Origin of the sequence: Nostoc sp. UIC 10607 (genome assembly GCF_047228265.1) — a bacterium.
Classification (GTDB): Bacteria; Cyanobacteriota; Cyanobacteriia; order Cyanobacteriales; family Nostocaceae; genus Nostoc; species Nostoc foliaceum_A.
Window position 1 is genome coordinate 246,168 of sequence record NZ_JBIQNW010000001.1, and the last position, 26,495, is coordinate 272,662.

Below are 26,495 nucleotides of genomic sequence, written 5' to 3' on the forward strand. Positions count from 1 at the left end.
TGAATATATAGCGATCGTTGCCAGTACCACCGTAGAGCGTGTTATTGCCAGCACCACCATTTAAAGTGTCATTGCCAGTACCACCGTAGAGCGTATCATTACCAGCACCACCATTGAGTGTGTCATTGCCAGCGCCACCATTGAGGTTATTGTTGCCGCTGTTACCCGTAATCACATTATTGAGACTATTGCCAGTGCCGTTAATAGCAGCTGTGCCTGTGAGAACAAGGTTTTCTAGATCAGCAGCACCTAAGTTAAAGGTGTAGGCAGACTCAACTGTGTCTACACCTTCACCAACGTATTCAGTGATACTTATATAATTATCACTGTTGAATATATAGCGATCGTTGCCAGTACCACCGTAGAGCGTGTTATTGCCAGCACCACCATTTAAAGTGTCATTGCCAGCGCCACCATTGAGGTTATTGTTGCCGCTGTTACCTGTAATCACATTATTGAGACTATTACCAGTACCATTGATTGCGGCTGTGCCTGTGAGAGTTAGATTCTCTACATTAGCGCCTAGAGTAGAAGTAACAGATGACCGAAGCGTGTCTGTACCTTCATTAGCGTTTTCGATAACGACATCTCCAGAGCTATTAACTATATAAGTATCATTCCCTCTACCACCTTTGAGAGTATCATTACCCGCGCCACCATCAAGAGTATCATTGCCCCTACCAGCAGACAAAACGTTAGCAGCACTATTTCCAATAATTGTGTCGTTACCATCGCCAGTAAAGGCATTTTCGATGGTAGTTCCTGTACTAATAATTAAGTTAGTTCCTTCGAGAATACTTGTAGAACCTGGATTCAGGTTGAGGTAAGAATTAGAAGTAATTGCCGCAGCATTAATTGTATCAGTACCAGAACTGTCACTTAACGTAGTTGCGCCATAGATGCCATACTCATTAGTGTAGAAATAAGTGTCATTAGCTGTATCTGCATCCCCATATAAATTTAATTTCCAACTGTTTAAAATGCCGATATCTGTAGGGCCTAGATCCTTGATTCTGAGAGTCCAGTTGCCAGCACTGCTTTCTCCCCAGTGTTGTGTACTGGAAAGTTTAAACACAATATTATCTCCCTCATCCTCCTTATTGCCTGGTTGATAAACCAGAAGACTCTCAACTCCACTTGGAGAAATGAGGGAAACAACCAAATCCCCTCGATAGGGATGAGTGACATTGAGTTCTACTTCAACAAAGTCAATCTCTAAACCCCCGCCTACAGTAAAAGTACTGCTAATTCCTGTGTTATTATTATCCGGGATCACCCAGCCTAAATTACCTGAACTAAAAGAAAGACGCTGCTCATTGTCAAATCGACTCTGTTTCTGCCAGGTTTCTGCCAAACGCACAGCAGCATGAGCATCTACCAAGCCAAATCCATAGTTGTGACTGACGTGTAAACCTCCGCCATTCCAGTTTTTAGCGCCGTTGTATTGCCAAATGTATGGGTACCCCCCGTAATTATTAGGATCGTTTTGACGAGCAGAATAGGCAAGGATTTCTTGGATATCTCGATAACCTAAGTTGCGATTGGCTTCTAGCATCAGAGCAACTACCCCAGAAATTTCAGGTGCAGCAGCAGAAGTACCATTAAACTCCCCAGTATAGTCTCCAATAGCATCGCCTTCATATCCTTGGCGATCTGTAGTCACAATACTGCCAGGAACCCCACTGCCAAAAGCTGACACCAGAATAGAAGCTCCAGGAGTGCTGTAAAAAGATGCTGTACCATCATCTTCGAGTGCCGCTACAGTAATGACGTGACGGGAATTGGAATAGTTAGAGTAATTGGTATTCAAACCTTCTTGGCGACTATTTCCAGCTGACCAAACTATTGCAGTTCCTAATCCATTACGCCCAAACTGGGCAGCATCCTGAATAGCTTGGGCTACTGGAGCCAATGCAGGATTGAGAAAATTAGCCCCAAAGATTGACGTGCTACCCCAGCTATTATTGGCGACATCAACATTGCGTAAGCGCTGCAATGCTCTAATCTGGCTATCAAGATTTCCGTAATTAAACCGGAAGGAAGCTAAGGTAGAGCCATAGGCTACACCCACACCACCAATGCCATTTCCAGCAGTTGCACCAATAACGCCTGCAACAGAAGTAGCATGACCGCTTTCTCCAGGTAGAGGGTAAGGATTACCACTGTTGGTAACGCCATCATAGTCGATGGAAGTATTGTAATTTAGAGCTAAATCAGGATGGTTGTATTCAACTCCACCCCCCTCGAAAACACCGACAACAACACCGCGCCCTGTATAGTCATCCCAAACATTAACTACGTTAAGATCCATACCAGGAGTACCACCGAGTTGACCGTTGTTGTAGAGATACCATTGATACGGAAATAAGGGATCGGTAGGAAAAGTAGGCATAAGTTTGTCTCTTGAATTGTAGAAATTATTTAGATGTTGATAAATTAGTCAAATAAGCTGGAGTGCTTGATTTTTGATGACTCAGACTTGATTGCTATTTTTTGACGCTTAAAATCTTTGTTAATTCACACAGTAAAGAAATTACAGAAATTAATCCTTCAGCTTTTATGCAAATCACGATGCAAGTTTGAGTATCGACACCAGCATCATCATGTATGTAATAGTGCAGAAAACTGTATTGCAATTTAGGCTGTTGTATTGTGAAGCGATGAGTTTTTAGTTATTGAAAAATAGCGATCGCACCATTGCAGAAAACTGCATAATTAACGAAGATTCGCTGATTTATTATCTAAAGGTGCAGTTCTATTAGATACTCAAATAATCTATATAAAATCGCACCCAATGACGATCAAATACGGTTTAAACAGGTGTTTGCAGTTCGGATTGGCAGGGTTGCTGGGCTGCTTAAGTGTAAGTCTTGTCACTAGCGAAACCCAGGCACAGCAAAGCAATATCGTGCCTGATAACACACTTGGGGCTGAGTCATCTCAAGTTATAGACAACTTTCGGGGGCAACCAATTGAAGTCATTACTGGTGGTGCAACTCGCCAAATCAATCTTTTTCACAGCTTTCAAGAATTTAATATCAGTGAGGGACGTGGGGCTTATTTTTTCAGTCCTAACGCAGATATTCAGAATATTTTGGCACGGGTGACAGGTAATAACCCTTCAGAAATTTTGGGGAGACTGGGCACATTTGGTAATTCTAGTCCAAATTTATTCTTGATAAATCCCAATGGCATTGTGTTTGGAAAAAATGCCAGTTTAGATGTGGATGGTTCTTTTTTGGGAACGACAGCAAATAGCTTAGTCTTTGACAATGGGGTAGAATTTAGCGCCACAAATCCACAAGCACCGCCGTTGTTGGCTATCAATGTCCCAATTGGCTTGCAGTTTGGTTCGCAACCCGGAAGTATTACTAGTCAAGCAGTGATTCGGAATTCGCGGGGAAATATTATTGGTGGTTTGGATGTTGGTTCTGGCAGCACCTTAGCATTGATAGGCGGTGAAATCACCTTGAATGATAGTTTTTTGTCTACTGAAAATGGACAAGTGAAATTGGGAGTAGTCGGAGGAAATACAACCGTTGGGCTGAATGTTAATGGCTCCTCCTTGGGTTTTAATTTACCAGAAAATTTCGGACGCGCACCCATCAACTTAACGAATGGTAGCTTCATTCTTGCAATTGGAAATAGTGCAATTGAACTATTTGGGGGGGATATTGGGCTAAACGGTTCATTTCTTCTCGGTAACAATGGTGGCTCGATTGTAGTTGATGCAACTCAACTTAGTTTGGATAACAACTCTGCAATTCAAAGCGGGACTTTTGGTGCAGCGAAAGGTGGTGATATTCAAATTCAAGCCAGCGATGCAGTGACTCTCACTAATAGCAGTCGGATTTTTTCTAGTAGCGGCGCTCCAGCCACAGGTTCGAGTGGTGATGTTACTATCAATGCCGAGAAAATCACAATTACCGGAGATGGAAATACACAAAATAGCAGTGGTATCTTGGTAAATACCATTAGTGCAGGTAATGGTGGAAACCTCACCCTTAATGCTACCGAGTCTGTTAATATCAATGGCGGCTTTGTCTCTGTTATATCAGGAGGTGCAGGTAATGCAGGAAACTTGACAGTGCGAGCTACAGATGCTGTCAATATCACTAACCAAGCTTCTTTAAGACTCGGAAGCTTGAGTTCGGGTTCAACAGGTAATCTGCGGATTGAAACGGGCACTTTGCGAGTTCAAAACAATTTTCCAGGGGGGGGAGTGACAGCACTTTCATCTGGTGGTGGAAGTGTCGGTTCTATTTCCATTCAGGCTCGGAATGCGGTTGAGGTGACTCAAAGTAATATATCTACAGGTATTGTTACACCACTTGGAAGTAAAACTCAAGCAACAGCAGGGGATATTACTATTGAAACCCAGCGACTCAATCTCAAAGATGGGGGTTATGTCAGTACGGATACTTCTAGCAGTGCAAATGCAGCTAATATTTTTATTAAAGCTACTGATTACGTAGAAATTAGCGGTTTCTCTCGCGGTTCCTCTAGCGGGGTATTCAGCCGCACGATCTTTGGCTCAGGAAATGGGGGTAATGTAACGATTGAAACACCTCGACTCTCCTTAACTCAAGGAGGAAATATAAGCACCACATCTACTACAAGCAGCGGTAATGCCGGGGATATTACCATCCGCGCCAAAGATGTAGAATTGGACGGGTTTGTTTTCGTACCCAAGGAACAGTTCACACTAAATAACCCTGCTGCGGAAGAAATTTTGTCTGAGCCTCTTGCACAAGAAGTTCTGTCTCGATTCGGGGGTTTTTATTATCTCAGTGAGTTAACCTCGGATGTGATTGGAAGTAATGCCGATGTGCGGGGCGGCACGATAACTATTGACACAGAGCGCTTGCGGTTGAGTAATGGTGGAAACATCTCAACCTCAGTATTCGGAGGGGGACGCGGACAAGGGGGTAATTTGGTAATTCATGCCACTGATTCTATTGATATTACTGGGGTTGGTGCAGAACGACTAGATGGTTCATTTGCGCCATCAGGTTTATTTGCAGAATTACAAACGGGGGGAATTGGTTCTGGGGGAAACATTGATGTTACAACAGGGCGCTTAAACCTCAGCAATAACGGAGAAATTTCTGCCTCTACATTCAATCAAGGTAATGCGGGAAATATTACGATTAATACCAATCAAATTGATTTACGTGGAAATAGCAAAGTTATAACTCAGGTTGACGACGAAGCTCAGGGGAACGCAGGCAATATCAGCATCAAAACTCAACTATTAAATGTACAAGAAGAATCGCAGATATCATCGGCAACTCAGGGAAATGGAAATGCAGGTAATTTAACGGTAAAAGCTGATAGCATTATCCTCACTGGTTCAGACAGTGAGTTTGCAACTGGTTTTCTATCATCAGTTGATGAAGAGGCTAATGGTCAAGGCGGTGATATAGATATTACTACCAATCGCCTGATTGTACGTGATAATGCTGAAATTGTCTCCGGCAGCATAGGTACAGGTGAAGCTGGAAATATTAGAATTAAGGCTAATTTTCTGGAAGTTCTTGGTAAAGGCAGTGCGATCGCTTCTTTCACGAATGCAGGTAATGGTGGTAATATCACCCTGGATATCGCTGATTTATTATTTTTGCGCGATCGCGGTTTAATTTCAACCACCGCAGGTAGGGCACAAGCTGGTGGCGATGGCGGTAATATCAACATCAACTCTAAATTCATCGTCGCCAGCCCCGAAGAAGATAGCGATATCAGCGCCAATGCATACACTGGTTCCGGTGGAAGAGTCCAAATCAACTCGCAAGGTATCTTTGGTATTGAGTCACGCCCAAAACCAACCGAAAAAAGTGATATTACAGCCAGTTCAGAACTAGGTATTGCAGGTGCCATCAACATTAACGCACCCGATACCAGTTCCCTTCAAAACAGCTTCACCGAATTACCCCCAGCCATTGACACCAATACATTAATCGCCAATAGTTGCATTTCACGCGGCACAAAGCGACAAGAAAACTCTTTTACTATCACAGGTTCTGGTGCAATAACCACTAATCGTCCTGGTGTTTTGGTTTCTAACTACACAACTGGTGAAGTTAGAGGTATCGAAATTACATCCCGTCCTTGGAAGAAAGGCGATCCGATTATTGAACCGCAAGGTTTATATCGGCTAAATAATGGGCAGCTACTATTGAGTCGAGAATGTTCTAATTAATGTATAGATTTAGATGCTAGACAAAAAGTCTGGAATATAGGTTGCAATGGGTTGCAACTTTTGCCTATAGCAGCTTTCATGTATTTGAACTATATCTATCGTCAGGGCACACCAATGGGCATGCCGTGCCCCTACACCTTGCCATATAACGTTGTACCGCATCTGAATGGGAACCGCTATAGGCATTTCAACAATTACCCCATGATGTAATTCGTAGCGCAATTCTGAATTCTCTGGATACCATTCGATAAATTCATCGAAAGTCAATATTTTTGGTTCGGCTTGTGTTTGGGTAATAAGAGCTAAAATGCAGCTTTTTAAAACGGCTGATATCGCACTGAAAAAGTAAAGCCATTATCTTGCAGTGAATTACCGCGATCGCTTGTGCCCATCAATGGTATACCATAGTCTGCACGCAATACCAAACCGTTAAAAGGTTGCCAGTTCAAACCCAACCCCAGACTAGCAATGGTTTGTGGGTCGGCATTAACACTGCGATTGTTCCAAGCTGTACCAATGTCAAAAAATGGTATTAGCTGTAATGTTTCCACATTCGATGCTAGGGGAATACGAACTTCCACACCTCCAACTACCCCATTGTCAGCAACAAGTTGATTTTGATTATAGCCGCGCACTGTATCAACTCCTCCAATGCTAATTTTTTCCAGCGAAAGTAAGGAATCAGGAGTAAGTTGAGTGTTAACTTTAGCCAGCATCAAGATGCGGGGAGATAGCCGTTGTACCCATTGAAATTGTCCCACCCAAGAGAAAAAACGCCCATCAGTACCACTATCGTTAACGGTTGCGTCAAAAGCATCAATCCCAAAACTAAATTGCGATCGCGCCGCTAAAACACTGTTAGCATTACGTTGTAACCAATCTTGGGAAAAGCGGATTACTGTAACTCTTGATTTCCCATCTTCGGGCCCTTCGGTAAAGGAGAAGGGGATATCATTGAGGATGAAGGTTTGACTGCGCCGTAAATCGAATGCCAAACCTAAAGCAAATTCGCTATTTGGTGTGTGGATTAACGGTTGACGGACATTAAAAGAAAGGGTTTCGGCTTCGCTACGGATATCCAAGTCACGAAATTCGCTTTCAATAATGCGGCTAGCGCTGTTGCTGTAGCGGACACCAATGGTTCCATCTAGGGCGTTAAAGGGAATAGAATAACCGATATTGTAAATGTCTAAACCTTCACTACCAGCATATTCAGCATTGAATTTATCCCCAAACCCTAAGAAATTATCGTGAGCAATAAAAACAGTCCCTTGTTCTGAACCAACGCTAGGTGATTGGTTATTTGCAAAGACAACCCCAGCGTGGAATGGTGGCGATTCGGTAATTGTCACCTGTAAAATATTGCTTCCGGGAGTGCTACCTGCGGTTAACTCAGCATTGACTCGTTCAATCACGGGGTCAAGTTGTAATAATTGCAGCGCTTGTTCAAGGCGTTTTTGGTTTAAAGGCTTACCTGCCAAGCGGGCAATCCGAGAACGCACGTATGCAGCTTGCAATCTTTCTAACCCTAAAATTGAAATTCCTTCAAGTTCGCCTTCCACAACTTGGATTTGCACGACACCGCTAGCGACATTTTGATTGTTGGAAATAAATGCACCACTGGTGATATAGCCATTATCAACATAGAGTTGGGTGATTTGCGATCGCAGTTGCAATAACTGCTCAAATGTGATGTCTTTATTTTCTAAGGGTTGTTTTAACTTGATGATTTCATCTTCTAAAACAGAATTGCCTATAACTTGGATTTCTTTAACAAAGAAAGTTTCACCACTAGGAAAGGTGGTATCGGGTAGATTTTCCTGTGGGGGTGATGGAAGTATGCGGTCAGTTGGTGCAGATGGTGTGGAAGGAATAGTTGGTGATGGTGATGGTTGAGGAATAGTTTCTTCCACTTTCCCTGGAATATCAGGGGGAATTGTTACTCCAGATGGGGGTGTAGATTGTGCAAATACTGCGAGTGGAGTGATGCTGATGCAGGAAAATAAGATGAAAAAAAGCTGTTGAAACCGGAGGTAGGAACCCATTGTTTATCTACTGTTTGTAAGATTCGTCATTTGTAGGGGTTTTAGGTATATTTATACTTAGTAATATAGTTCTGTTTATTCCTACCAACTAACTTAGCGATAGCATCAATAAATAGATACAGGAATACTATCTGATTTCTGAACAGCATTTAAGATGGAACCATGATAAAACAGGGTTTTCCGCCTCAGTATGTTTTCAACAATCAAAATATAGTCCTATATGTAACAAGTATTATCACTTAATTAAAATACCATAATAGTTTGCTTGATGATTACACCTTTATGCAATCATCAAGATCCAATTCGGTCATTTTAATCTTGATAAATAAGACAATAAATGCAGTCAGAAAAAAATACGCGGTAGCGCAAGCGCTGACTTCTCAGTTCGCTAATCACCAGGGAACTTGAAAGACAGATAGTTTACGCTATGTTTATTTAAGATTGGGACACTATCCTTTCTACATCTACAGTTGAACATTGTCGTAGATCATCGCAAGTATACGCTATTACTGAACCATCAGGCTCAACAGAAAACAGAAAGTTATCAGCAGCATAAGTAGGGTGTCTTCTGGAAGTTCCAGGATAAACTGGGTTATAGCCCAATAAAACTAATCCTTGAGAAGAAGATTTGAGGCTAATTTCCTGGTCTACAACCTGCTTCTGATTTATCCTAGAGTCAAAATTACTAGTTCTCATCACTCCAGAATACCCCGTCATCACCAGGACGCTTTGATGGACGATTCCATCAATGCTATATCTTAGCTTCCAAGTTCCGTAAATCGGAGAATTGGCATCAACCAGTTGCGCGATCGCATAAGATGAAGATTGAGAAACATCTGGTGTTTGTACTAAAGCCTGTCTCGCATCTACTGACTTGATACCAAATAATCCAATTCCAGCGACTAAAATTGCCATCGAAGTGGTTTGCTTGAAATTCGGGAATGCCAAAGATGTTGCTAAAACTGTGTTGCGAACTAGTTTATAAAACATAATCAACCTCTGAATCTGAGTTAAAAAAATAACGATAATTTCATCAGCAACGGTGATAAATTGATGATTTTTGCTGTTTTGCGATACATCAACCGTTTCTTTAATACTCAGATTAAGGGAGATGACTAGGTAATGCATTCACCATTTATGCATATATAGTTGCATGAATTGTATGGTGCGATCGCATGATGGTGCGTCCCAATTTACACAAAACTGCAAAGGCAGATTTTCCCATGTGTGCAATATTTCTGTTTAACAACTTCGACTCAAGATTAATTGCCCATTGGGTAATCGATACAATCCTTGTGGTTCAATAATCGGGTCGCCTTTTTTCCAAGGACGGGATGTAGTTTCGATACCTCTAACCTCACCAGTTGTGTAGGTAGAAACCAAAACCCCAGGACGATTAGTGGTTATAGCACCAGAACCTGTGATGGTAAAAGAGTTTTCTTGTCGCTTGATGCCGCGTGAAATGCAGCTATTGGCAATAAGTGCGTTGGTGTCGATGACTGGAGGTAATTCGGTGAAGCTGTTTTGAATGGAACTGGTGTCGGGTGCGTTAATGTTGATTACACCTGAAACGCCTTGTTCCGAACTGGCTGTAATATCACTTTTTTCAGTTGGTTTTGTCTGCGACTCGATACCAAAGATACCTTGGGAGTTAATTTCGACCTTTCCACCTGTTCCCGTAAAGGCGTTAGCACTGATATCGCTGTTTTCGTCGGTAATTGCAACGATAAATTTGGAGTTGATATTGATATCACCGCCATCGCCGCCTAATTCTTCTGTACCTGCGTTGGTAGAGATTTGAGCGCCACGACGAAGTAAAAGTAAATCGCTGTTGACATTGATGTTACCACCGTTACCAGATGCAGATTCGGCGTTGAGTTTGCCTTGGTTGTCTAAGGTAATTTCAGGTGAGTTGATTTCGATATCGCCTGTGATTCCTGAACCTGTGGAACTGACAAATAAGCCACTGTTAGCACCGATATTTGCTACTCTGCCACCAGGAAATTTAGTACTTCTGTCATTGTAATTAGAGTCAATACCGCTAATTATTAGTTTATCGTCAGCGTTGACAGTAATTTTACCTGCACGTCCATTGCTTGAGGTAGTGGTGGTGAGTTGTCCGCCGTTGAGTGCTTCAAAGACATTTGCATTTACCGTAACATCACCACTCTTTTGATTATTTCTAGTGCGTGCATCTAGTAAAGCGCCGTCTGATACACGAAAGATATTAGTGTTTACGGTGATATTGCCGCCTTCGCCTGTGGAAGTGGAATTAGTAAATGTAAATAAAGCAGTAGAAACTCCGTTTTCTTGACTAGTTCCAGAAACAGTTACCGCATCTTTTGCATTGACGCGAATATTTCCCGCATTTCCCTGTCCATAAGTTGGGGTAATAAGTTGAGAGCCATCAGTGAGTGAAAGTGAAGTAGCATTAATATTGATATTGCCACCCTGACCTACACCTCCCGGTTCTACCGTGCTGAAGATGTTCCCATATGTAAGGGAAACAAAATCTGATGCGCGCACTGTTACATTTCCTGAATTCCCCTGCCCAAAAGTTGAGGTAGTAAGTTGAGCGCCATCTCGTAATGAGAAAGAACCAGAATCGATGAAAATGTTACCTCCATTACCTACTGCTCCAGTGTCAACAGAACTACGAATTCCACTGGCAAAACCGTTTTTCTCCCCAGCAATATCAACAGCACCTGTCACCTGAATATTGACATTACCTGCATCTCCCCGTCCAGAAGTTGAGGCAGCAAGTGTAGCACCATTAGTAAGTGAAACTGAAGTAGCATTGATGTCAATATTGCCACCATTACCCTCACCTTGATTTGGGACATTAGTTATCACACCACTAAAGAGTCCATTACTACCAACGCCATCTAAGGTGACAGTATCACGAGCATTAATTGTGATGTTGCCTGCATTCCCTTTAGCAAAAGTGCTAGAAACGATTACTCCGCCATTGCGTGCCGTTAAAGAGTTGGTTGTTATCTGGATATTTCCTCCCTTGCCGATACCTCCACTATTCAGATAACTAATAACACCACTGGGAATTTCATTCTCAGCTACACCATCCAAAATAACAGCATCACGGGCATTGATAGTGATATTTCCTGCATTTCTCAGCGCAGAAGAGAATAAATTGCCCCCATTTGTCAATGACAGCGTTCCAGTGTTTACCTGAATTTCCCCGCCATTACCGCTTTCTATTGCAAAGGAATTTACACCACTGGAAAGTCCGTTACTACCAATACCATCAACAATCACTGTATCACGTGTGTTAAGAAAGATACTACCAGCGTTACCTTGCCCAGCACTAAACACATTAAGTTGACCACCATTGGTTAAAAATAATGCTCTAGCGTTGATGCGGATATCGCCGCCTTTAGTGATCGTATTAAAGAAAGCTATACTATTGGCGCTGCTATAATAACCATTCCTGCCTACACCATCAAAAGTAACTGTATCGCGGGCATTAATAGTGATGTTACCTGCATTTCCCTGCCCATAAGTACCGCTATCGATAAGAGCGCCATTAGTAAATGCAAGTGACCCCGTTGTAATTTGAATGTCTCCAGCATTGCCAACTGCTCTAGGAGAAACATTACTGTCAGCAAAAGCATCTCTATCAAAGCTGATAATGTCGCGGGCATCAATTATAATATTGCCTGCATCTCCTTTGCCCAAGGTGCTGCTAGTGATAAAAGCCCTATTAGTAACTGCAAGTGACCCAGTTGTTAACTGAATGTCTCCCCCATTACCTACACCTGAAGGGCTGACAGAACTAATTATGCGGCTAAATATATTGCTAAGGTTACCAAACCCATCTAGAGAAATTTTTTCGCGGGCGTTGATAGTAATATTACCTCCGTTACCTTGTCCGAAAATTGTGGTATTGATTTCCGAAGCTTCTGTTAGCGAGAGGGAACCAGTTTGAATTTCGATGCTACTGCCATTACCCACAGCGCCTTGTTCAACAGAATTTTTAATATCAGCGCCACCTGTAAGTGAAACGCCGTCCTTTGCTTGGATGAAAACACTACCAGCATTACCTTGACCATAAGTGCTAGCGTTTAATGTACTGTTATTGACTAAGTTTAGTGACCCCGTAGTGATGTTAATATCACCAGATTTACCAAAAGCTCTTTCTTCTATCACATTAGCAATAAAGCTCAATTCAGTTAGAGTTGTTGTCGCTGTAGCATTAATTACAACATCTCCACCTTGACTGTTTGGCGTTCCCAAGCCTATATCTATCCCTGCTCTGAGTTTGCTTTGCTCTGTTAAATTCACATTTCGCGCATTAATTTTGATGTTACCGCCATCTGCACCCCGGACGTTGATTTCTGCACCATTGCTTAAAGAAACATCTGCACGTTCCACATCATCGGGTATCACTAAATTAGCCGAATTTTTATCTGTAATATTCAGTCCAACTGTTCCTGGTGCAGCTAAAGCCGCCAATTCAATATTCCCACCGTAAGCCCGAATTGCTCCGCCATTGATGTTGATATTTCCACCAACCAGCAATAAGTTCTGACCATCTGCTACTCTTAAGCCTGTGACATTTTGACCAGAGGGATTAATACCTGCTGGTGCTTGAGATTGATTGGTGATTCCCCCCTGATTTAGTTGGTTAAACAGCAACGCTGAAGGATTGATGGTTAATAAGGGTGGTGCTTGGGGATTGGTTGCACTAAAATTTCCCTGATTTCCAAACTGCACTCCATTGGCTGTTGTCCCGACAAAACTCCCTTGCACATCTAACTGTGCATTCTCCCCAAACAAAATCCCATTGGGATTAATCAAAAACAAATTTGCTGCACCATCAACTCCCAAAGTCCCGAAAATATTCGATGCATTCCCACCTGTTACCCGCGTTAATATATTTTCTACTCCAGTTGGGTTGGCAAAATACACACGTTGCCCATCTTCGATATTAAACTCGCTGAAACTATGAAAAAGATTGCCACCGCGTGTTGCACCACCGTTAATTTTGTCACCCAGTGTGTCATTAATTAACACATTTGGATCGAGTTGAGAAGCTTCTGTACCCAGGGTGTTGTCAGGTGTGATTTGTGCCTGGGCTGGCGAGGAAAGGCTGAATGCAGTTATTAGGCATAAAGGAATAATACTTTTAATACTGGCTTTTTGGGGATGATGTGCTTGATTCATAAGTAGTTTACCTTGGAGAAATTCAAAGACAATCCACAATATTGCTGATATGAATATTTTTTCTGTTATGAGGAGTCGAGTTTACAACATCATTTAATAATATCAGCAGAGGGCTTTATTATATACATTCCACAACATTCAATTTGCTTAACGAATTAATAGCAATAGTAGCTTGGATTTTGCGATCTCTCGACTCAATAAAGACTTGATATTGTTGGGTTTTGTTGTGATGCTAGTTTTTCGATACGCGATAAATCGCCGTCTCTACAAGTGTTTTGGTCTTATCTGAACTGTATTGGCTACAGTGTCAGTTTGATTGCTGTTTGAGATAAATTGCATAAAACTGCACACTTTGGAAAACTTCAGTTTTTTTTGCTGATTTCTGGTAATTTAAACAATAAAAGCTAAATACCTATTTTTTCTATGTTTAGAAATATGAAAACCAAACATAAATATCTCAAAACATTACTCTCTATGCGTTGCTGGATGCAAATCTTGCTTAAGGTCGGAAACCTCTGCAAGAGGCTAATTTATTTCTCTACTCAGCAACACCAAAAACCAAACCTACATCACAGATTTATTCAAGTATTATTTTTGGCAACATTACTAACATGTCTTGCGTTTGGACAAGTCGTATCTGCACAAACTCCAAATGTCACTGCACTAGTTGAGCAAGGTATTAAAGACTATAATGCTGGAAATTTCTTTAATGCCATAAAAAATTGGCAAGAGGCATTAACTCAAGATAATAATCCGTCAGTTACGGCGGTTGTAAATGAAAATTTGGCGCGTGCCTATCAACAAGTAGGAGAAAATAAAGCAGCAATTACATCCCTATCAGCAGCAATTCGTGACTATGGAGCTATAGCAAATATCCAGCAAGTAGGACGAATGCAATCAGAACTAGCCCAAGTTTACAGCAATTTGGGACAACCCCGCAAAGCGATCGCACTGTTGTGTGGTCAACTAGTAGAGAAGCCGAAAAGTTACGAAAATCAACCAAGTCAGCAAATAAAATGCACTCCAGAAAGTGCTGCACAAATCGCCACCAAATATAACGATAAACGCGGTCAGGTTGCGGCTTTGGGTATTCTCGGTGAAGCATATCGCTTAATCGGAAGTTACGACCAAGCAATTCAGTATTTAGATGCAGCACAAGAAGTTGCACCAGAATATAAATTTTTGGTGTTTAATAGTTTGGGCAATGCTTACAAAAGTCGCGGTCAATTGCGAGAGTTACAAGCTGATTCTGCCAATAAGACTGGTATTTTTAGTAAAGAACAAGAATTTAGTAAACAATCTGTAGAAGACTACGACAAAGCTTATCAATATTTTCAGGATAGTATAAAGTTCGCCCGCAATGAAAAACAACCTTTAGCAGAGATGCGGGGATTATTAAATTTAATTCAGTTGGATTCCCAGACAAATAAGAGCAAATTGATTAATGATGAGGAGTTTAACACAACCGTTAAAAATGCTTTAAAAGTTCTCGAAGTTTTGCCCGATTCAGCAACAAAAGTCTATGGGGCAATTGATTTAGCATACTTGCAGCCCGATGCTAAACGAACTTTACCCTTTACCGACTGTGCAAATCAGCCAGTTTTATCTAACAACGAAGCATTAAAGTTGCTCGAAAACTCAGTATTAACAAGTAAAAAATTACAAGATAATCGCCTAATTTCTTATTCTAATGGTGCTTTGGGCCATTTCTGGGAATGCAGCCCAGATAATGAAAAAGCATTAAAGAATGAAAAAGCATTAAAATATACCCAAGCTGCGATCGTTGCAGCAGACAACAAGTTGAGTGCAAAAGATGGCTTGTATTTGTGGGAGTGGCAAGCCGGACGCATTTTAGATAAAGAGAAGCGAAAAGAAGAAGCGATCGCATCTTATCAACGAGCATTTGATACCCTGGAAGATATCCGCAGCGATATTTTGACCGCCGAACGCGATGTCCAGTTTGACTTCCGCGATGTTGTGCGACCACTATATCAGACATTGGCACAATCGCGGCTTGATTTGCTAGGAGTTGGGGCAATTGCCGATGAACGACGCGCCAATGAATTATCGGCAGTAGTTAAAACCATCGATGCTTTGAAATTAGCAGAATTACAGAATTATTTTGGTAATGATTGCATTTTAAGTGCCTTGAATCCCAAACAGGTGGGCGAACTCCTTAAGGATAATAGTGTAGCGTTTCAGAATACTGGGTTTTTGAGTTCGATAATTTTAAAGGACAAAACCGGAATATTATTGCAGTTACCCAATCAGGCAACTAAATTTAAGTGGATTGAAGACCCCAATCAAGAAGGTACAAACAAAATAGTGAGCAGTGACAAGCTACAGAAAAAAATTGCCGAGTTTCGCACAGGATTAATTAAAGGCAAAGAAGAATTTAGCTACGATACAACAACTGCGGCACAGCTTTATGATTGGATAATTCGCCCAATGCTATCGGATATCAAACCGGAGAAAGTCAAAACCCTGGTATTTATTCAGGATGGGTTTTTGCGTAGCGTTCCAATGGCAGCACTTTATGACAATCAACAACAGAAATATTTAGTTGAAACCTACGCAGTTGCTACAACCCCCAGTTTACGACTTACCACACCCAAAGCGCGCGATGGCAGTACACAAAAAGCGTTAATTTTGGGTTTAACGGAAAAAGCCACAATCGACGGGAAGACTTTTGATCAACTTTTTGCTGTTCCCGATGAAGTTAGTGCAGTTAAAGGTATATTTCCTAATCATACCGACCTCATCGATAAAGACTTTTTCCCCGAAAGTTTTCAGCAAACACTTGACAAAAGCACATATCCCATTGTCCACATAGCTAGTCACGCTCAATTTGGCATCATTCCTGAAGACACCTTTATTGTCACAGGCAAAAACCAAAAACTTACCATCAGCCAATTAGAAAACTCACTGCGAAACCTCAACAGTAAATCAGATAGCGTCGAACTACTCACCTTGACTGCATGTGAAACCGCAGTTGGCGACGACCGTGCCACACTAGGATTAGCTGGAGTTGCATTGCAAGTTGGGGTTAAAAGTGCGATCGCATCTTTGTGGAGTGTCACAGATGAATCAACATCCGAACTAGTCAAAACATTTTACACCAACTACCACAACGCAGGCATGAGTATTGCAGAAGCATTGCAACAAGCTCAAATTAGAATGATTCATGCTAATAAATTACCGCAAGCTGAAGGTATAAATCCCCGCTATGGCAATCCTGCGTATTGGGCACCAATGATTGCGATCGGTAATTGGCTTTGATGCTAATTCGTAATTAATAGGGCTACCCCTTTCAAGGCGGAGAAATTTGGAACGAAGATAGGTTATTTCAAACTTCAAAAAGCCCAAAATCCAGATGTAGAGACGCGATTTATCGCGTCTTGAAAGACCAATAATCTACACCAATAAACCTTATCCCAAGCGTATTGCTATATAAAATAAATCGGTTTGTGTGTACACCCCAGCAAAAAATTACGAATTACGAATTACGTTAGCGCAGCGTTAGCGACGCAGGAGCGTCATTACGAATTATTCTGACATTCTCGACTGAGTACCAAGCGTCCATCGGCAAGTCGATAAAGCCCTTGTGGTTCAACTATTGCATCGCCTTTTTTCCAAGTCCGCGATGTTGGTTCAACATTACGCACCTCACCAGTGGAATAGATTGAAATTAATCCATTCCCCGGGCTATTACGTAAAGCGCCAGAACCAGTAATGAAGAATGTACCCTCTTGCTTGGAACTGCGCGAAACGCAACTATTAGCGATGAGTGCATTGGTGTCGATGACGTTTGGAAATGCTCCAGTGAAGCTGTTTTGAATGGAAGTGGTATCGGGTGCGTTAATATCGGTTATGCCTGAAACGCCTAATTCGGAACTTGCAGTAATATCGCTTTTTTCCGTTAGCTGTGGACGCGACTCAATACCGAAGATACCTTGGGAGTTGATTTGGATTCTTCCACCGGAACCAGTGTATGCGTTAGCCCTAATGTCGGAGTTTTCTTCAGGGATGGCAACGATAAATTTAGAGTTGATATTGATGTTCCCGCCATCACCGCCGGCTTGTGCCCTACCTGCGGTAGTTGAAATGAAAGCGCCATTGCGCAACAGCAATAAATCAGCGATATTGAGGTTGATGTCACCACCATTACCTGCGTTCGTTGAAGAAGCGATCGCACTGAGTTTACCAATAATTTCGATAAAATTAGCATTAATTCTAATATCTCCAGCTTCACCCGTACCGAGGCTACCGGAGATAATTTGAGCATTATCACGTATATCAATATTATTGGTAGTAATATCTATATCACCACCTTTACCATTAGCCCCTTCGTAAACTGATGATGTTATACCAGTGAATAACCCATCGTTTGAACCAGTCAGGATAATGTTATCAGCTTGTACTGTTAAATTACCCGCGTTTCCATTTCCGTAAGTTGCTGATGATATCCCCGATTCTTCTTGTACATTTAATAGTTGAGTTTGGATGCTGATATTGCCTGCATTGCCTTTAGCTTTATCGTCAACCTGAGTGATGATAGCACTACTTCCACGTAAATCAATAAGATTAGCATTAATCCCAATATTTCCTGCATTACCTTGATTGAATGTGGTGGCAGAAATTTGTCCGTTATTGCTGAGGTTTAAGCGTTCTGTTGTCACGTCAATGCTGCCCCCAGAACCAATTCCTCGCGTTTGCAATTCTGCAAATAAACCTGATGGTGCAAATGAACCATCTAGTCGTTCTGCACCAACCCCAGTAATATCAATAGAATCAGTGGCACGAACCACCAAATTACCCCCTTGTCCTCGTCCTGCTAACACTGAGGTTGATATGTTTCCACCATTACTCAACCGCAACCGTTCCGTGTCAATAGTTATTGTGCCGCCTCGGACATCGGCATTACTTCCAGTAACATCCGAGGATAAGTCACTCATATCAGAAATACCCCCGAACCGAGACAGAATTTCTTGTGTTAGAGGATCAGACAAAAATTCTTCCGCAGCACCTTGATTTAGTCCAGCCAAAAACTGTTCTTTAGGTACGAAAACAAACCCATCCAATTCTACATCTTTGGCGCGGATGGTAATATTCCCGGCATTACCACTGCTCCTAGTAGATGAGGTGTTTATATGTCCTCCTTGAGTTAGGGAGAGTTGAGGCGTTTCTATCGTTATATTGCCACCATTTCCTGAGCCAGTATAAGTATTGCTTGATACATAACTTTTGCCGCTAATTCTTACATATTCACTTGCTTTAATCAAAATGTTAGCCGCATTTGCGCTGCTATAAGTATTCGTTCTGATATCACTCCCATCTTTGAGATTGAGTCGCTGGGTTTCAATGGTGATATCCCCTGCTGTTGCTTGAGTTGTATTTCCGAGCGGAAGAAAAATAAGTGTATATATATTACTTTGAGTCACCTCAACCGCATTCCGAGCCTGAATAGAAATAGAACCGACACTTCCACCATCAGATGCAAGTGCTGTCACTCCCCCCCCTAAGAAATTATTTTGAACTCGCAAAGTGCCCGTTTCAATTTGTATATTGCCAGTTGAACCAGAGCCATCACTGAATAGCCCTAAAGAGCCGTTATCAGTTATATTGACAGCATCTGTAGCTCGCACAGTCAAGTTTCCTCCATTACCTGCACCGTTGTAAACCTGGATAAAGCCGCCATTGATGTTAACCGACTCCGTAGCATTTAAGGTAAGATTCCCTCCATTGCCTTTCCCATTGCTAGATGTAGAGATTCCAACAATATTTTCCGGTGTTCCATCTCCGGTAATTGTGATTTTTCCGGCATTGATGGTAACATCACCACCCGCACCGGTATCATCGCTGCTGGAAAAAATGGAACTGCTGCTAGCGAGAGTTACTGCATCGCTGGCTTGAATTTGAATATCACCACCCTTCGCTGCACCAAAAGTAGCGCTCACAATGCTAGAGTCATTGCCTAAATTCAATTGAGTCGCATCAACCACAATTGAGCCACCATTGTTACCGTAAATAAACACATCGTTTAACCCAATCTCCCCCCCAAATAGTTCAATTGCACTATTACCACTCGCAACGATGAAGCTACCATTCGTTAAGTTAATGGGTGCGCGTCCGAAATTTTCTAGGAACTTAAAACCCAATGAGGAGCCATTGACATTCAGCCCAACGGTTGTATCTCCACTGACTGCGCCCAATTTCACTTGTCCATTTTGAGTAAACAAAAAACTACCATCCAAGGTGATTTCACCGCCCATAAGGGCTAGGGTGCTACCAGAGCCAACACCCAACGTACCAACTGCTTGACTAGTAATGCCTCCTGGTTGCGAACCAAACTGTAAGCCAACTGGTACATTGATAGCCAACAACGGCGGTGCTTGGGGATTTGTGGCGCTAAACTCTACCCCATTTGTAAAGACTAAACTATTTGCTGTCGTCCCCAGAAACGATCCCTGGATATCTAACTGGGCATTTTGACCAAACAAAATGCCATTAGGATTGAGCAAAGTCAAATTTGCATCACCTAATACCCCCAAATTCCCGAAAATATTTGATGAGTTACCACCAGTAACGCGAGAAAAGATATTTGTTATCCCTTCTGGATTGGCGAAATAAACACCTCGACCAACACCGACGTTAAAATCTTGAAAACTGTGGAATAGGTTAGTACCACGAGCCGCACCGCCATCGATAATGTCATTATTTTGATTAAAAGGAATGACTTGCGATCGCTCTTTTCCCAGGCTGCTATCGGGAGTTAACTGAGCAAAACTAGGATGAATAGAAACTGCAACTGCTCCCACGCATCCCAGCCATCCCGTGACAGCAAACCACCAAATTTTCACCATTTCTATTTTGCCTACTATTTCTATAGTGGTTCTTAGTTGTTTAATACAAACCTAACCTCCAGCCCCTTCCCTACCTCTCCCTAACCCTCTCCTACGGGGAGAGGGAAGCGGAAAAACTTTTGTTGCTGGAAGGGGATTAAGATTCAAACCTCTTTCCTAAAAGGAGAGAGGTTTGGAGAGAGGTCAAAATGTTTTACATCCATAGACGCGTAGCGGCTTCCCGCAGGGTATGAAAACTGCTATATTCTTTCGCTGGCAATTTTCTGGAGGTATTCGATTCTTTGCTGAATATTTTTTTTATCTACGTTGTTACCCGTCAGCATTTCAAACTGTGCAAGTTCTTTAACTAAAGTCGCTCCAGTTTGACCCAGTTTACCATTATCGGTTGCTTTCAATGCTTCTTCGAGTGCTTCATACCACAAATCATTTTCAGCATAATAATTTACGCTTTCAGGAATGCTAGTAAATTGTTTTTTTGCAAGTGATTGAGGAGGGATGACGGTAAATTCTGCACGTCTAACAATCGGGTCGTTTCCGCAGTCAATTGCAATTTGCCATAAATATGTTTTACCCACTGTGAGTTCGGGGTAATCGAGGGGAAGTTCTAGCTTGTTAATCCCGACTCTTGTGGGTATTTCTTTAACTGTGCCAATTTGTTTAGGGGTGTTGGTTGAATCAAATTCAGCCAATCGGAATCGCACATTTTGGGAACTTGACATATACCAAGCTAACATTGGACGGGTGGAAGTGGTTTTACCGATAAATGTCTGAGGTGCAAGCTGTGTCACAGGGATACCGCCGTTACTTGGACATCCACGAGAACCACCCGCACGGGAATGTCCGCTAGCTGGTTTGCGATCGCGTGGTTTAAACTGGGCAAATGCTGGGACTGTAGTCATGACGAAAACCGCTCCCACAACCAAGCTTGTAAGTCTGCACTGATTTTGCCAAAATGCAAAATGTTGATGATTCATGGTGATGTTGTTGATTGTATGGTTATCTAAAACTTTTAAATGCCTTACTTTTTGCACTTTTGCATGAAACGAATCATCAATCAAAATCTTAAAGCTGAAATTATTTCGGTTCTTCCGCTACTTTTATGGTAAAAAATAAATTTAACTAGCTAGAAGCATTAAAAGCCAGGTTTTTTAGCCCTTAATTCTTACTAAGTTAGTGAAAATTCAGTTTTACAAGGACATTAAAGCGTTAAAAAGCTCTCTAAACGAGTGATGTAGTCATTAATCACATTGTATTTAATGTTTATTAACCATAAAAGGAACTGAAGAGCCATTATTTCATGGGTTTCCAACTAAGTTCGCATATAGTTCCGCAAGGGGAAACTGATTCGCGGCGAAACTCTCCTCCTAATTGTTTGGCAAGGATTTTAAAATATTTTGTACCTTTGTTTTCTAGCTTTGATTTAATTCCTGAACCGTTATCTTTGACCCACAAGTTGTATTTACTTGCACTATAAACACCTGATGCTTGAATGCGCTTGACTCCTTGAGCATGTTTACCAACATTACATAAAGCTTCTTCCAAAAACAGACATATTCCGCGTTTATCTTCTATACTTAAGTATTTATCATCAATTGGGTCAAAATTGCGAATTTTTACTTTTAATGTTTTAAAATGTTCAAAATCTTTACGTTCTAACGTACTGGAATAAACTTCATATAATAAATCGTGAAGTGGTCGGTTCAATTCGAGTATTAATCCGCTACCTAAACGCAAACTCTCTTCTGTGGTTAATGCTTCGAGTTTGAGAAATTCGCCAATTTCCCGAATTTCCCGATCCAGCTTTTCAAATTGCTCAACTAGTTGTTCGTAAGGGATATCTTTAGCACGTAGATGCTTTAATCCATAGGCAAGAGTTTGCAAAGGGCCATTATGAATTACGGTAAAAGTGTGTTGAATCGTGCTTTGACGTTCGTTAATTTGCGATCGCAAGAATTTATCATGCTGGTAAAATGCAAAAGCACTCAAACCTACCCCATTCACGGCTAATATCAGAAAACTAGGTGCTACAGGAATCCATACACCCCACACCCACAGTATCATATACCCGCAGCTAAACAGGCAAAATATTGCTACACCTACACTAAGTAAATTTCTCCACACAGATTGGGTCAGCCGTCCGATAATAATCGGCAAAAAACCCCAAAGAAATATCCATGTGTACTCTCCAAACTCTCCCCAACTGTGCAACATCGTGCGACTATCTATTACACTACTAAGAATTTGACTGATGACATGAGCGTGGTAGTCAATGCCATAAATTTGACCACTTAATTTTAAATTAGGCAAAGCAGAAGTATAAAAAATATCACCTGCACTCATGTTGCGGTTGCCAACTAAGACAATGCGATCGCGCAGTAATCGTGCATCAACTTGACCATTGACAATATCGCGCAGCGACACAACATTAAAAGGTCGCTCACTGTTGCGGAAGTTCATTAAAATTGGCAATCCCCCATCATCAACCTTAACGTATCCACCAAAATTCTCGGTAATTCGGGGTAATTCAATCCCACGAACCATTATTGTATAAGGGTCATTTTTTCCAGTTTCTAACTCAATTTTTTGCCTCTTTAAATACTTAGTAACTAACTGGAGCGCTAAAGAATATTTATCTTCATTGATATTGTTACTCTTATTCCGTTTTTTTGTATACAACAAATAGCGTCGATTTTTGCTATCCTCATCATTAAATAAATCAACAAATCCAACTCGTTCAGTTGGCAAACTCTGGGGTGGTGAAGTTTCTCCGGGTGGGAAAATTTTTTCAATACCAATAATATTAGAATTTGCTTTTAATATCTGCGCTAGTTTTTCCCCACCAGGTTCCACAGGAACATTTTTGAAGATATCCAACCCAATAGCTAGCGGTTTATAAGTTTCCAGCTTGGTGAGTAACTCTGCAATCTTCTCATCTGGAATTGGATATTGCTTAACCCATTCAATATCCTTTTCGTCGATACCCACAATTACTACACGTTCATCAGGTTTTTCTACCGGACGCAGACGTAACATCGTATCGAGAAGCATCCATTCCCAAGATTGCATTCCTCCAGCTATTCGGATCAACATTACCAACAACAGCACCATGAACCCTGGACGTGCAGCCAGCGACCATAACCCGAATTCTTTCCAAATGCGATTCCAGATTCTCCTTTTCATCTAGCTTCCAGATTAATTTTTTGCCTATTAATCAATTAAGCCTTCTTCACGGGAACGAATTTCGGTGAGGATTCGCATATTCTTACCACTTTGCCTACAGTCTTCAGGATACACCCCCAAAACATCCTGAATCTTCGTCCAGTAAGTGCGTACTGCACGTTCCGATTTATACATTCTTTCGGCGATCGCTTTATCTGTCAAACTCTCTTCAAAAGCTAACCGCAACACATCCAACCATTCGGGTTTAAGTTCAATCCCGGTTTTAATATCTTTCGTGTGAGTTGCACCCTGAAGTGCCAAATTAACCCGCATCAGCATTTCATTTTCGGGTAATCCTTTATCTGCGATCGCAAACCCACCTTGATGATTATCAATCTCGTGTTTGATTCGGATCAAGGCCTTGACATAACTAGTTTGCACCATGAAATTCTGATGGGGATATTCTTTGAGCAAAGTTTGTAACAGCTTAATTCCGGTATCAATTTCTGCTGTCTCCCCTTGGCGATCGGGAATTGATAAATCCATCATAATCAGGTCAAACTGGTAACATTGAACGTGAGAAAGTGTATCTTTTCCCGTCTGAGCTTTAATGATAGAAGCTTTGGGATACTCACGATTTAAGACATCGAGGGTACCAGTCAAAATTAATTGATGATCATCGACAACAAGAATCCCCAGCTTTTTTTCCACTGGTAAATACCCATAAACTTGATGTTCTTTCAAACTTATCCTTACCATATTTTCACCGAAATTCATCTAAATTATAAGTTTGTTTAAGCTTTACTGAAAAATCCCTGACTCTACGGTGTTTATTTTGAGGCTTATCAGTTGAAGTATCTGCCTATTTTAATTGGAGATGAATTTTAGACCTATGCAGAAAAGTGCAAATTTAGTAGCTTGCTTCCGGTTCGCCATAGGGAAGGGTACTGCGGGGCGTAGCCATCGTCAAAAAATAGTAGTTTCCCAAATAGATTCCGAGGCAATTCTGAACTTACGTTTGATTTTTACTTTGATTGATTGGATCTATGCGTTGTTCATTGTTTGACAATCGTTTCATCATTTGTATTAAAGCTAACTGCATTTCTGGTGTAAATTCCAAGGTGCCAGAACGCATATGTAAATCTAACTGAGCAAAAGGAATTTCAATTTGTCTTTGTTGTAATACTTCATAAATTTTGTAGTATAAATCACTCTTGAGCAAGAATTGTTTATTAGGTTCCGCAGTCCATACCAATAACTCAAAATTTAAGGTGTTGTTACCAAACTCTTTAAATAACACTAGAGGAGAAGGAGCCTGCAATACATTGGGATGCTTAGACGCTACCTCTAAAAGAGCAGCTTGCACCGTGTTGGGATCTGAACTATAAGCAACGCCAACGGGGAGATGAAGCCGAGAAATCGGGTTGCGGTGGCTCCAGTTGATTACTTCTTTTTCCAAAAAGCGAGAGTTGGGTACAATGATTGAAACGTGGTCAAGAGTACGAATCTCGGTACTTCTTGCGCCCATTCGCTCGACAATGCCTGTATATTCCCCAACTTCCACAAAATCTCCAACCTGAATCGGGCGCTCAAATACTAATACTAAACCACTGCCAAAATTCTTAGCAATATCCTGTAAGCCAAAGCCAATTCCAACGCTTAAAGCACTTGCTAAGATTGTCAAAGAGCTAATGTCAAGCCCCCAAACTTGTAGCAGTACCAGTGTGCCAATAAAAATTACACCATATTTGAAAAGTATTACAATCGCTTCTTGAGCACCACGATTGATTCCAGTAAAATATAGAATGCGAGAACGTAAAAAATTGGTTAGAGTTCCAGCAAAGATAACTAAGCCGAACAACAAACCAATCAAAATTATTAATTCAGTAATAGAATAAGGATTTTTACCTAAAGTCAGAAGAGGTGAGGTGAAACTAGTAATCAGAATATTTGAAATTTGGTAGCTCCATTGCCGAGTGAAAGGAAAGAGATTAGTGATATAAAGAACAGCACTTACCCAAAGTCCGAGACGTATACTTGCTAAGACTAATTTTAAAAATAATTCTAATACTTTAAGTGGTTCAGAATTAGGTATGGCGTTGGTAGTAGTTAAGCGTTGTGATGCTACTCGGAAAAAGTGATGCTTAATCCATCCCAATAGCCAACTAAATCCGGCAGTTATGAATAAAATTGCTACTGCGACAAAAGTTGTTTGTTGGAGATACGTTCTAGTTCGCTCTAAGTGGGCTTGCTGTAATTCCTCTTCAAGTTGCTGCGCCCACATCGTTGCCTGCTCATCAACTGTGCTACCTGGAACAGAATCTTGTTCTGTAACAGTTAACAGATAGCGGTCATTCAGCAAAATAGTAGGTAGCTGGTTGCGCTTTTCAATTTTAACTTGAATAGATTCAGAAGTTTGAATCACATTTTTTAGTTGTAAATTGATTAAATTTGCCCGATCTTGAGCGCTATACTGACCAGAATTGCTGATTTGAAAAAGCTTTTGCCCATCCAAAATAACCGGAGCTTTAGTTAATGTTTGAGCAAAGACAGGAGTTAACCAGAGAAGTAAAACAAAAGTTAGTACTGCAATGAGAATATAGAAATATTTTGATGGCAGTCGCAACCGTTGAGAATAAAGCATGAAAATTCTCATAAGATAATTCTACTCAAGCTAATTCAGAATCCAGACTACTAAATATAGCGGTTCTTGTTTGCATGAGATTTAAATACTTGACTTTTCAGAGTATCTGGAAAACCTCACTTCTATTTCTCTCTCCTTTTAAGCGAAAGACTTTGAATTTTCCCCTTCCCTCTCCTTGTAGGAGAGGGTTAGGGAGAGGTCGGGAAGGGTTAGGTTTTCGTAGGCTTTTCCACATGATGTGAAAATTCAGATCAAATACGGGGTGATGTTCAGACTGGATTGCACGCGCTGAAGTGAGAACGGCATTTATTGGGGGTGTAAAAACGCCTTTTATTCATGCCCAATTCTGCCTCCTGAATTCTTTCTTATAAAGTTAAAAAAGACAGGCTTGTTGCCTGTCTCTT

11 protein-coding genes and 1 pseudogene are annotated in these 26,495 nt (G+C 41.3%); 2 read left to right on the forward strand and 10 right to left on the reverse strand.

Going from position 1 to position 26,495, the window contains the following annotated elements:
* The coding region (locus ACEYW6_RS00980; protein WP_412978285.1) for a S8 family serine peptidase at positions 1-2,392 on the reverse strand (2,392 nt) is incomplete at its 3' end.
* A gap of 402 nt (positions 2,393-2,794) precedes the next feature.
* Here ACEYW6_RS00980 and ACEYW6_RS00985 point away from each other — a divergent pair.
* Positions 2,795-6,199, forward strand: a complete 3,405-nt coding sequence (locus tag ACEYW6_RS00985; RefSeq protein WP_412978286.1) for a filamentous hemagglutinin N-terminal domain-containing protein — start codon at positions 2,795-2,797, stop codon at positions 6,197-6,199.
* Positions 6,200-6,379: 180 nt separating this feature from the next.
* Here ACEYW6_RS00985 and ACEYW6_RS00990 read toward each other — a convergent pair.
* The 4 genes and pseudogenes from ACEYW6_RS00990 to ACEYW6_RS01005 all read right to left on the reverse strand — a co-directional run.
* Positions 6,380-6,496 (reverse strand): annotated as a pseudogene (locus ACEYW6_RS00990) (Uma2 family endonuclease); the annotation flags it as partial.
* 20 nt (positions 6,497-6,516) lie between these two features.
* A complete protein-coding gene (locus tag ACEYW6_RS00995; protein WP_412978287.1) occupies positions 6,517-8,244 on the reverse strand; it encodes a ShlB/FhaC/HecB family hemolysin secretion/activation protein in 1,728 nt (575 codons plus the stop codon).
* 435 nt (positions 8,245-8,679) lie between these two features.
* On the reverse strand, positions 8,680-9,372 hold the full coding sequence (locus tag ACEYW6_RS01000) for a hypothetical protein (protein WP_412978288.1): 693 nt from the start codon (positions 9,370-9,372) through the stop codon (positions 8,680-8,682).
* A 114-nt stretch (positions 9,373-9,486) separates the two neighbouring features.
* The gene (locus ACEYW6_RS01005) at positions 9,487-13,425 is read right to left on the reverse strand and encodes a beta strand repeat-containing protein (protein ID WP_412978289.1); all 3,939 of its coding nucleotides are present in this window, start codon (positions 13,423-13,425) and stop codon (positions 9,487-9,489) included.
* A gap of 594 nt (positions 13,426-14,019) precedes the next feature.
* Between ACEYW6_RS01005 and ACEYW6_RS01010 the strand changes: the two genes are divergently transcribed.
* The gene (locus tag ACEYW6_RS01010) at positions 14,020-16,704 is read left to right on the forward strand and encodes a CHAT domain-containing protein (RefSeq protein ID WP_412978290.1); all 2,685 of its coding nucleotides are present in this window, start codon (positions 14,020-14,022) and stop codon (positions 16,702-16,704) included.
* Positions 16,705-16,964: 260 nt separating this feature from the next.
* On the opposite strand, the gene ACEYW6_RS01015 is transcribed toward ACEYW6_RS01010, so the two are convergent.
* The 5 genes from ACEYW6_RS01015 to ACEYW6_RS01035 all read right to left on the reverse strand — a co-directional run bounded on the left by ACEYW6_RS01015 (position 16,965) and on the right by ACEYW6_RS01035 (position 26,091).
* Positions 16,965-20,288 carry a filamentous hemagglutinin N-terminal domain-containing protein gene (locus tag ACEYW6_RS01015; RefSeq protein ID WP_412978291.1) on the reverse strand — a complete coding sequence of 1,108 codons (3,324 nt, stop codon included), beginning with the start codon at positions 20,286-20,288 and terminating at the stop codon, positions 16,965-16,967.
* Positions 20,289-20,527: 239 nt separating this feature from the next.
* Positions 20,528-21,187, reverse strand: coding sequence for a DUF928 domain-containing protein (locus tag ACEYW6_RS01020; RefSeq protein WP_242059039.1), 660 nt, complete (start codon positions 21,185-21,187; stop codon positions 20,528-20,530).
* Between the two features lie 391 nt (positions 21,188-21,578).
* Complete coding sequence (locus ACEYW6_RS01025) at positions 21,579-23,468, reverse strand: CHASE2 domain-containing protein (protein ID WP_412978292.1); 1,890 nt, start codon at positions 23,466-23,468, stop codon at positions 21,579-21,581.
* Positions 23,469-23,495: 27 nt separating this feature from the next.
* Complete coding sequence (locus ACEYW6_RS01030) at positions 23,496-24,206, reverse strand: response regulator (protein ID WP_412978293.1); 711 nt, start codon at positions 24,204-24,206, stop codon at positions 23,496-23,498.
* A 253-nt stretch (positions 24,207-24,459) separates the two neighbouring features.
* Positions 24,460-26,091, reverse strand: coding sequence for a mechanosensitive ion channel family protein (locus tag ACEYW6_RS01035; protein ID WP_412978294.1), 1,632 nt, complete (start codon positions 26,089-26,091; stop codon positions 24,460-24,462).
* Between the last annotated feature and the right edge of the window lie 404 nt (positions 26,092-26,495).

Excerpts from the sequence above, each read along its gene's own strand:
- ACEYW6_RS00985 (WP_412978286.1), top strand. The coding sequence starts at position 2,795 with ATGACGATCAAATACGGTTTAAACAGGTGTTTGCAGTTCGGATTGGCA.
- ACEYW6_RS00995 (WP_412978287.1), bottom strand. The coding sequence starts at position 8,244 with ATGGGTTCCTACCTCCGGTTTCAACAGCTTTTTTTCATCTTATTTTCC.
- ACEYW6_RS01000 (WP_412978288.1), bottom strand. The coding sequence starts at position 9,372 with ATGCATTACCTAGTCATCTCCCTTAATCTGAGTATTAAAGAAACGGTT.
- ACEYW6_RS01005 (WP_412978289.1), bottom strand. The coding sequence starts at position 13,425 with ATGAATCAAGCACATCATCCCCAAAAAGCCAGTATTAAAAGTATTATT.
- ACEYW6_RS01015 (WP_412978291.1), bottom strand. The coding sequence starts at position 20,288 with ATGGTGAAAATTTGGTGGTTTGCTGTCACGGGATGGCTGGGATGCGTG.
- ACEYW6_RS01020 (WP_242059039.1), bottom strand. The coding sequence starts at position 21,187 with ATGACTACAGTCCCAGCATTTGCCCAGTTTAAACCACGCGATCGCAAA.
- ACEYW6_RS01025 (WP_412978292.1), bottom strand. The coding sequence starts at position 23,468 with ATGAAAAGGAGAATCTGGAATCGCATTTGGAAAGAATTCGGGTTATGG.
- ACEYW6_RS01030 (WP_412978293.1), bottom strand. The coding sequence starts at position 24,206 with ATGGTAAGGATAAGTTTGAAAGAACATCAAGTTTATGGGTATTTACCA.
- ACEYW6_RS01035 (WP_412978294.1), bottom strand. The coding sequence starts at position 26,091 with ATGCTTTATTCTCAACGGTTGCGACTGCCATCAAAATATTTCTATATT.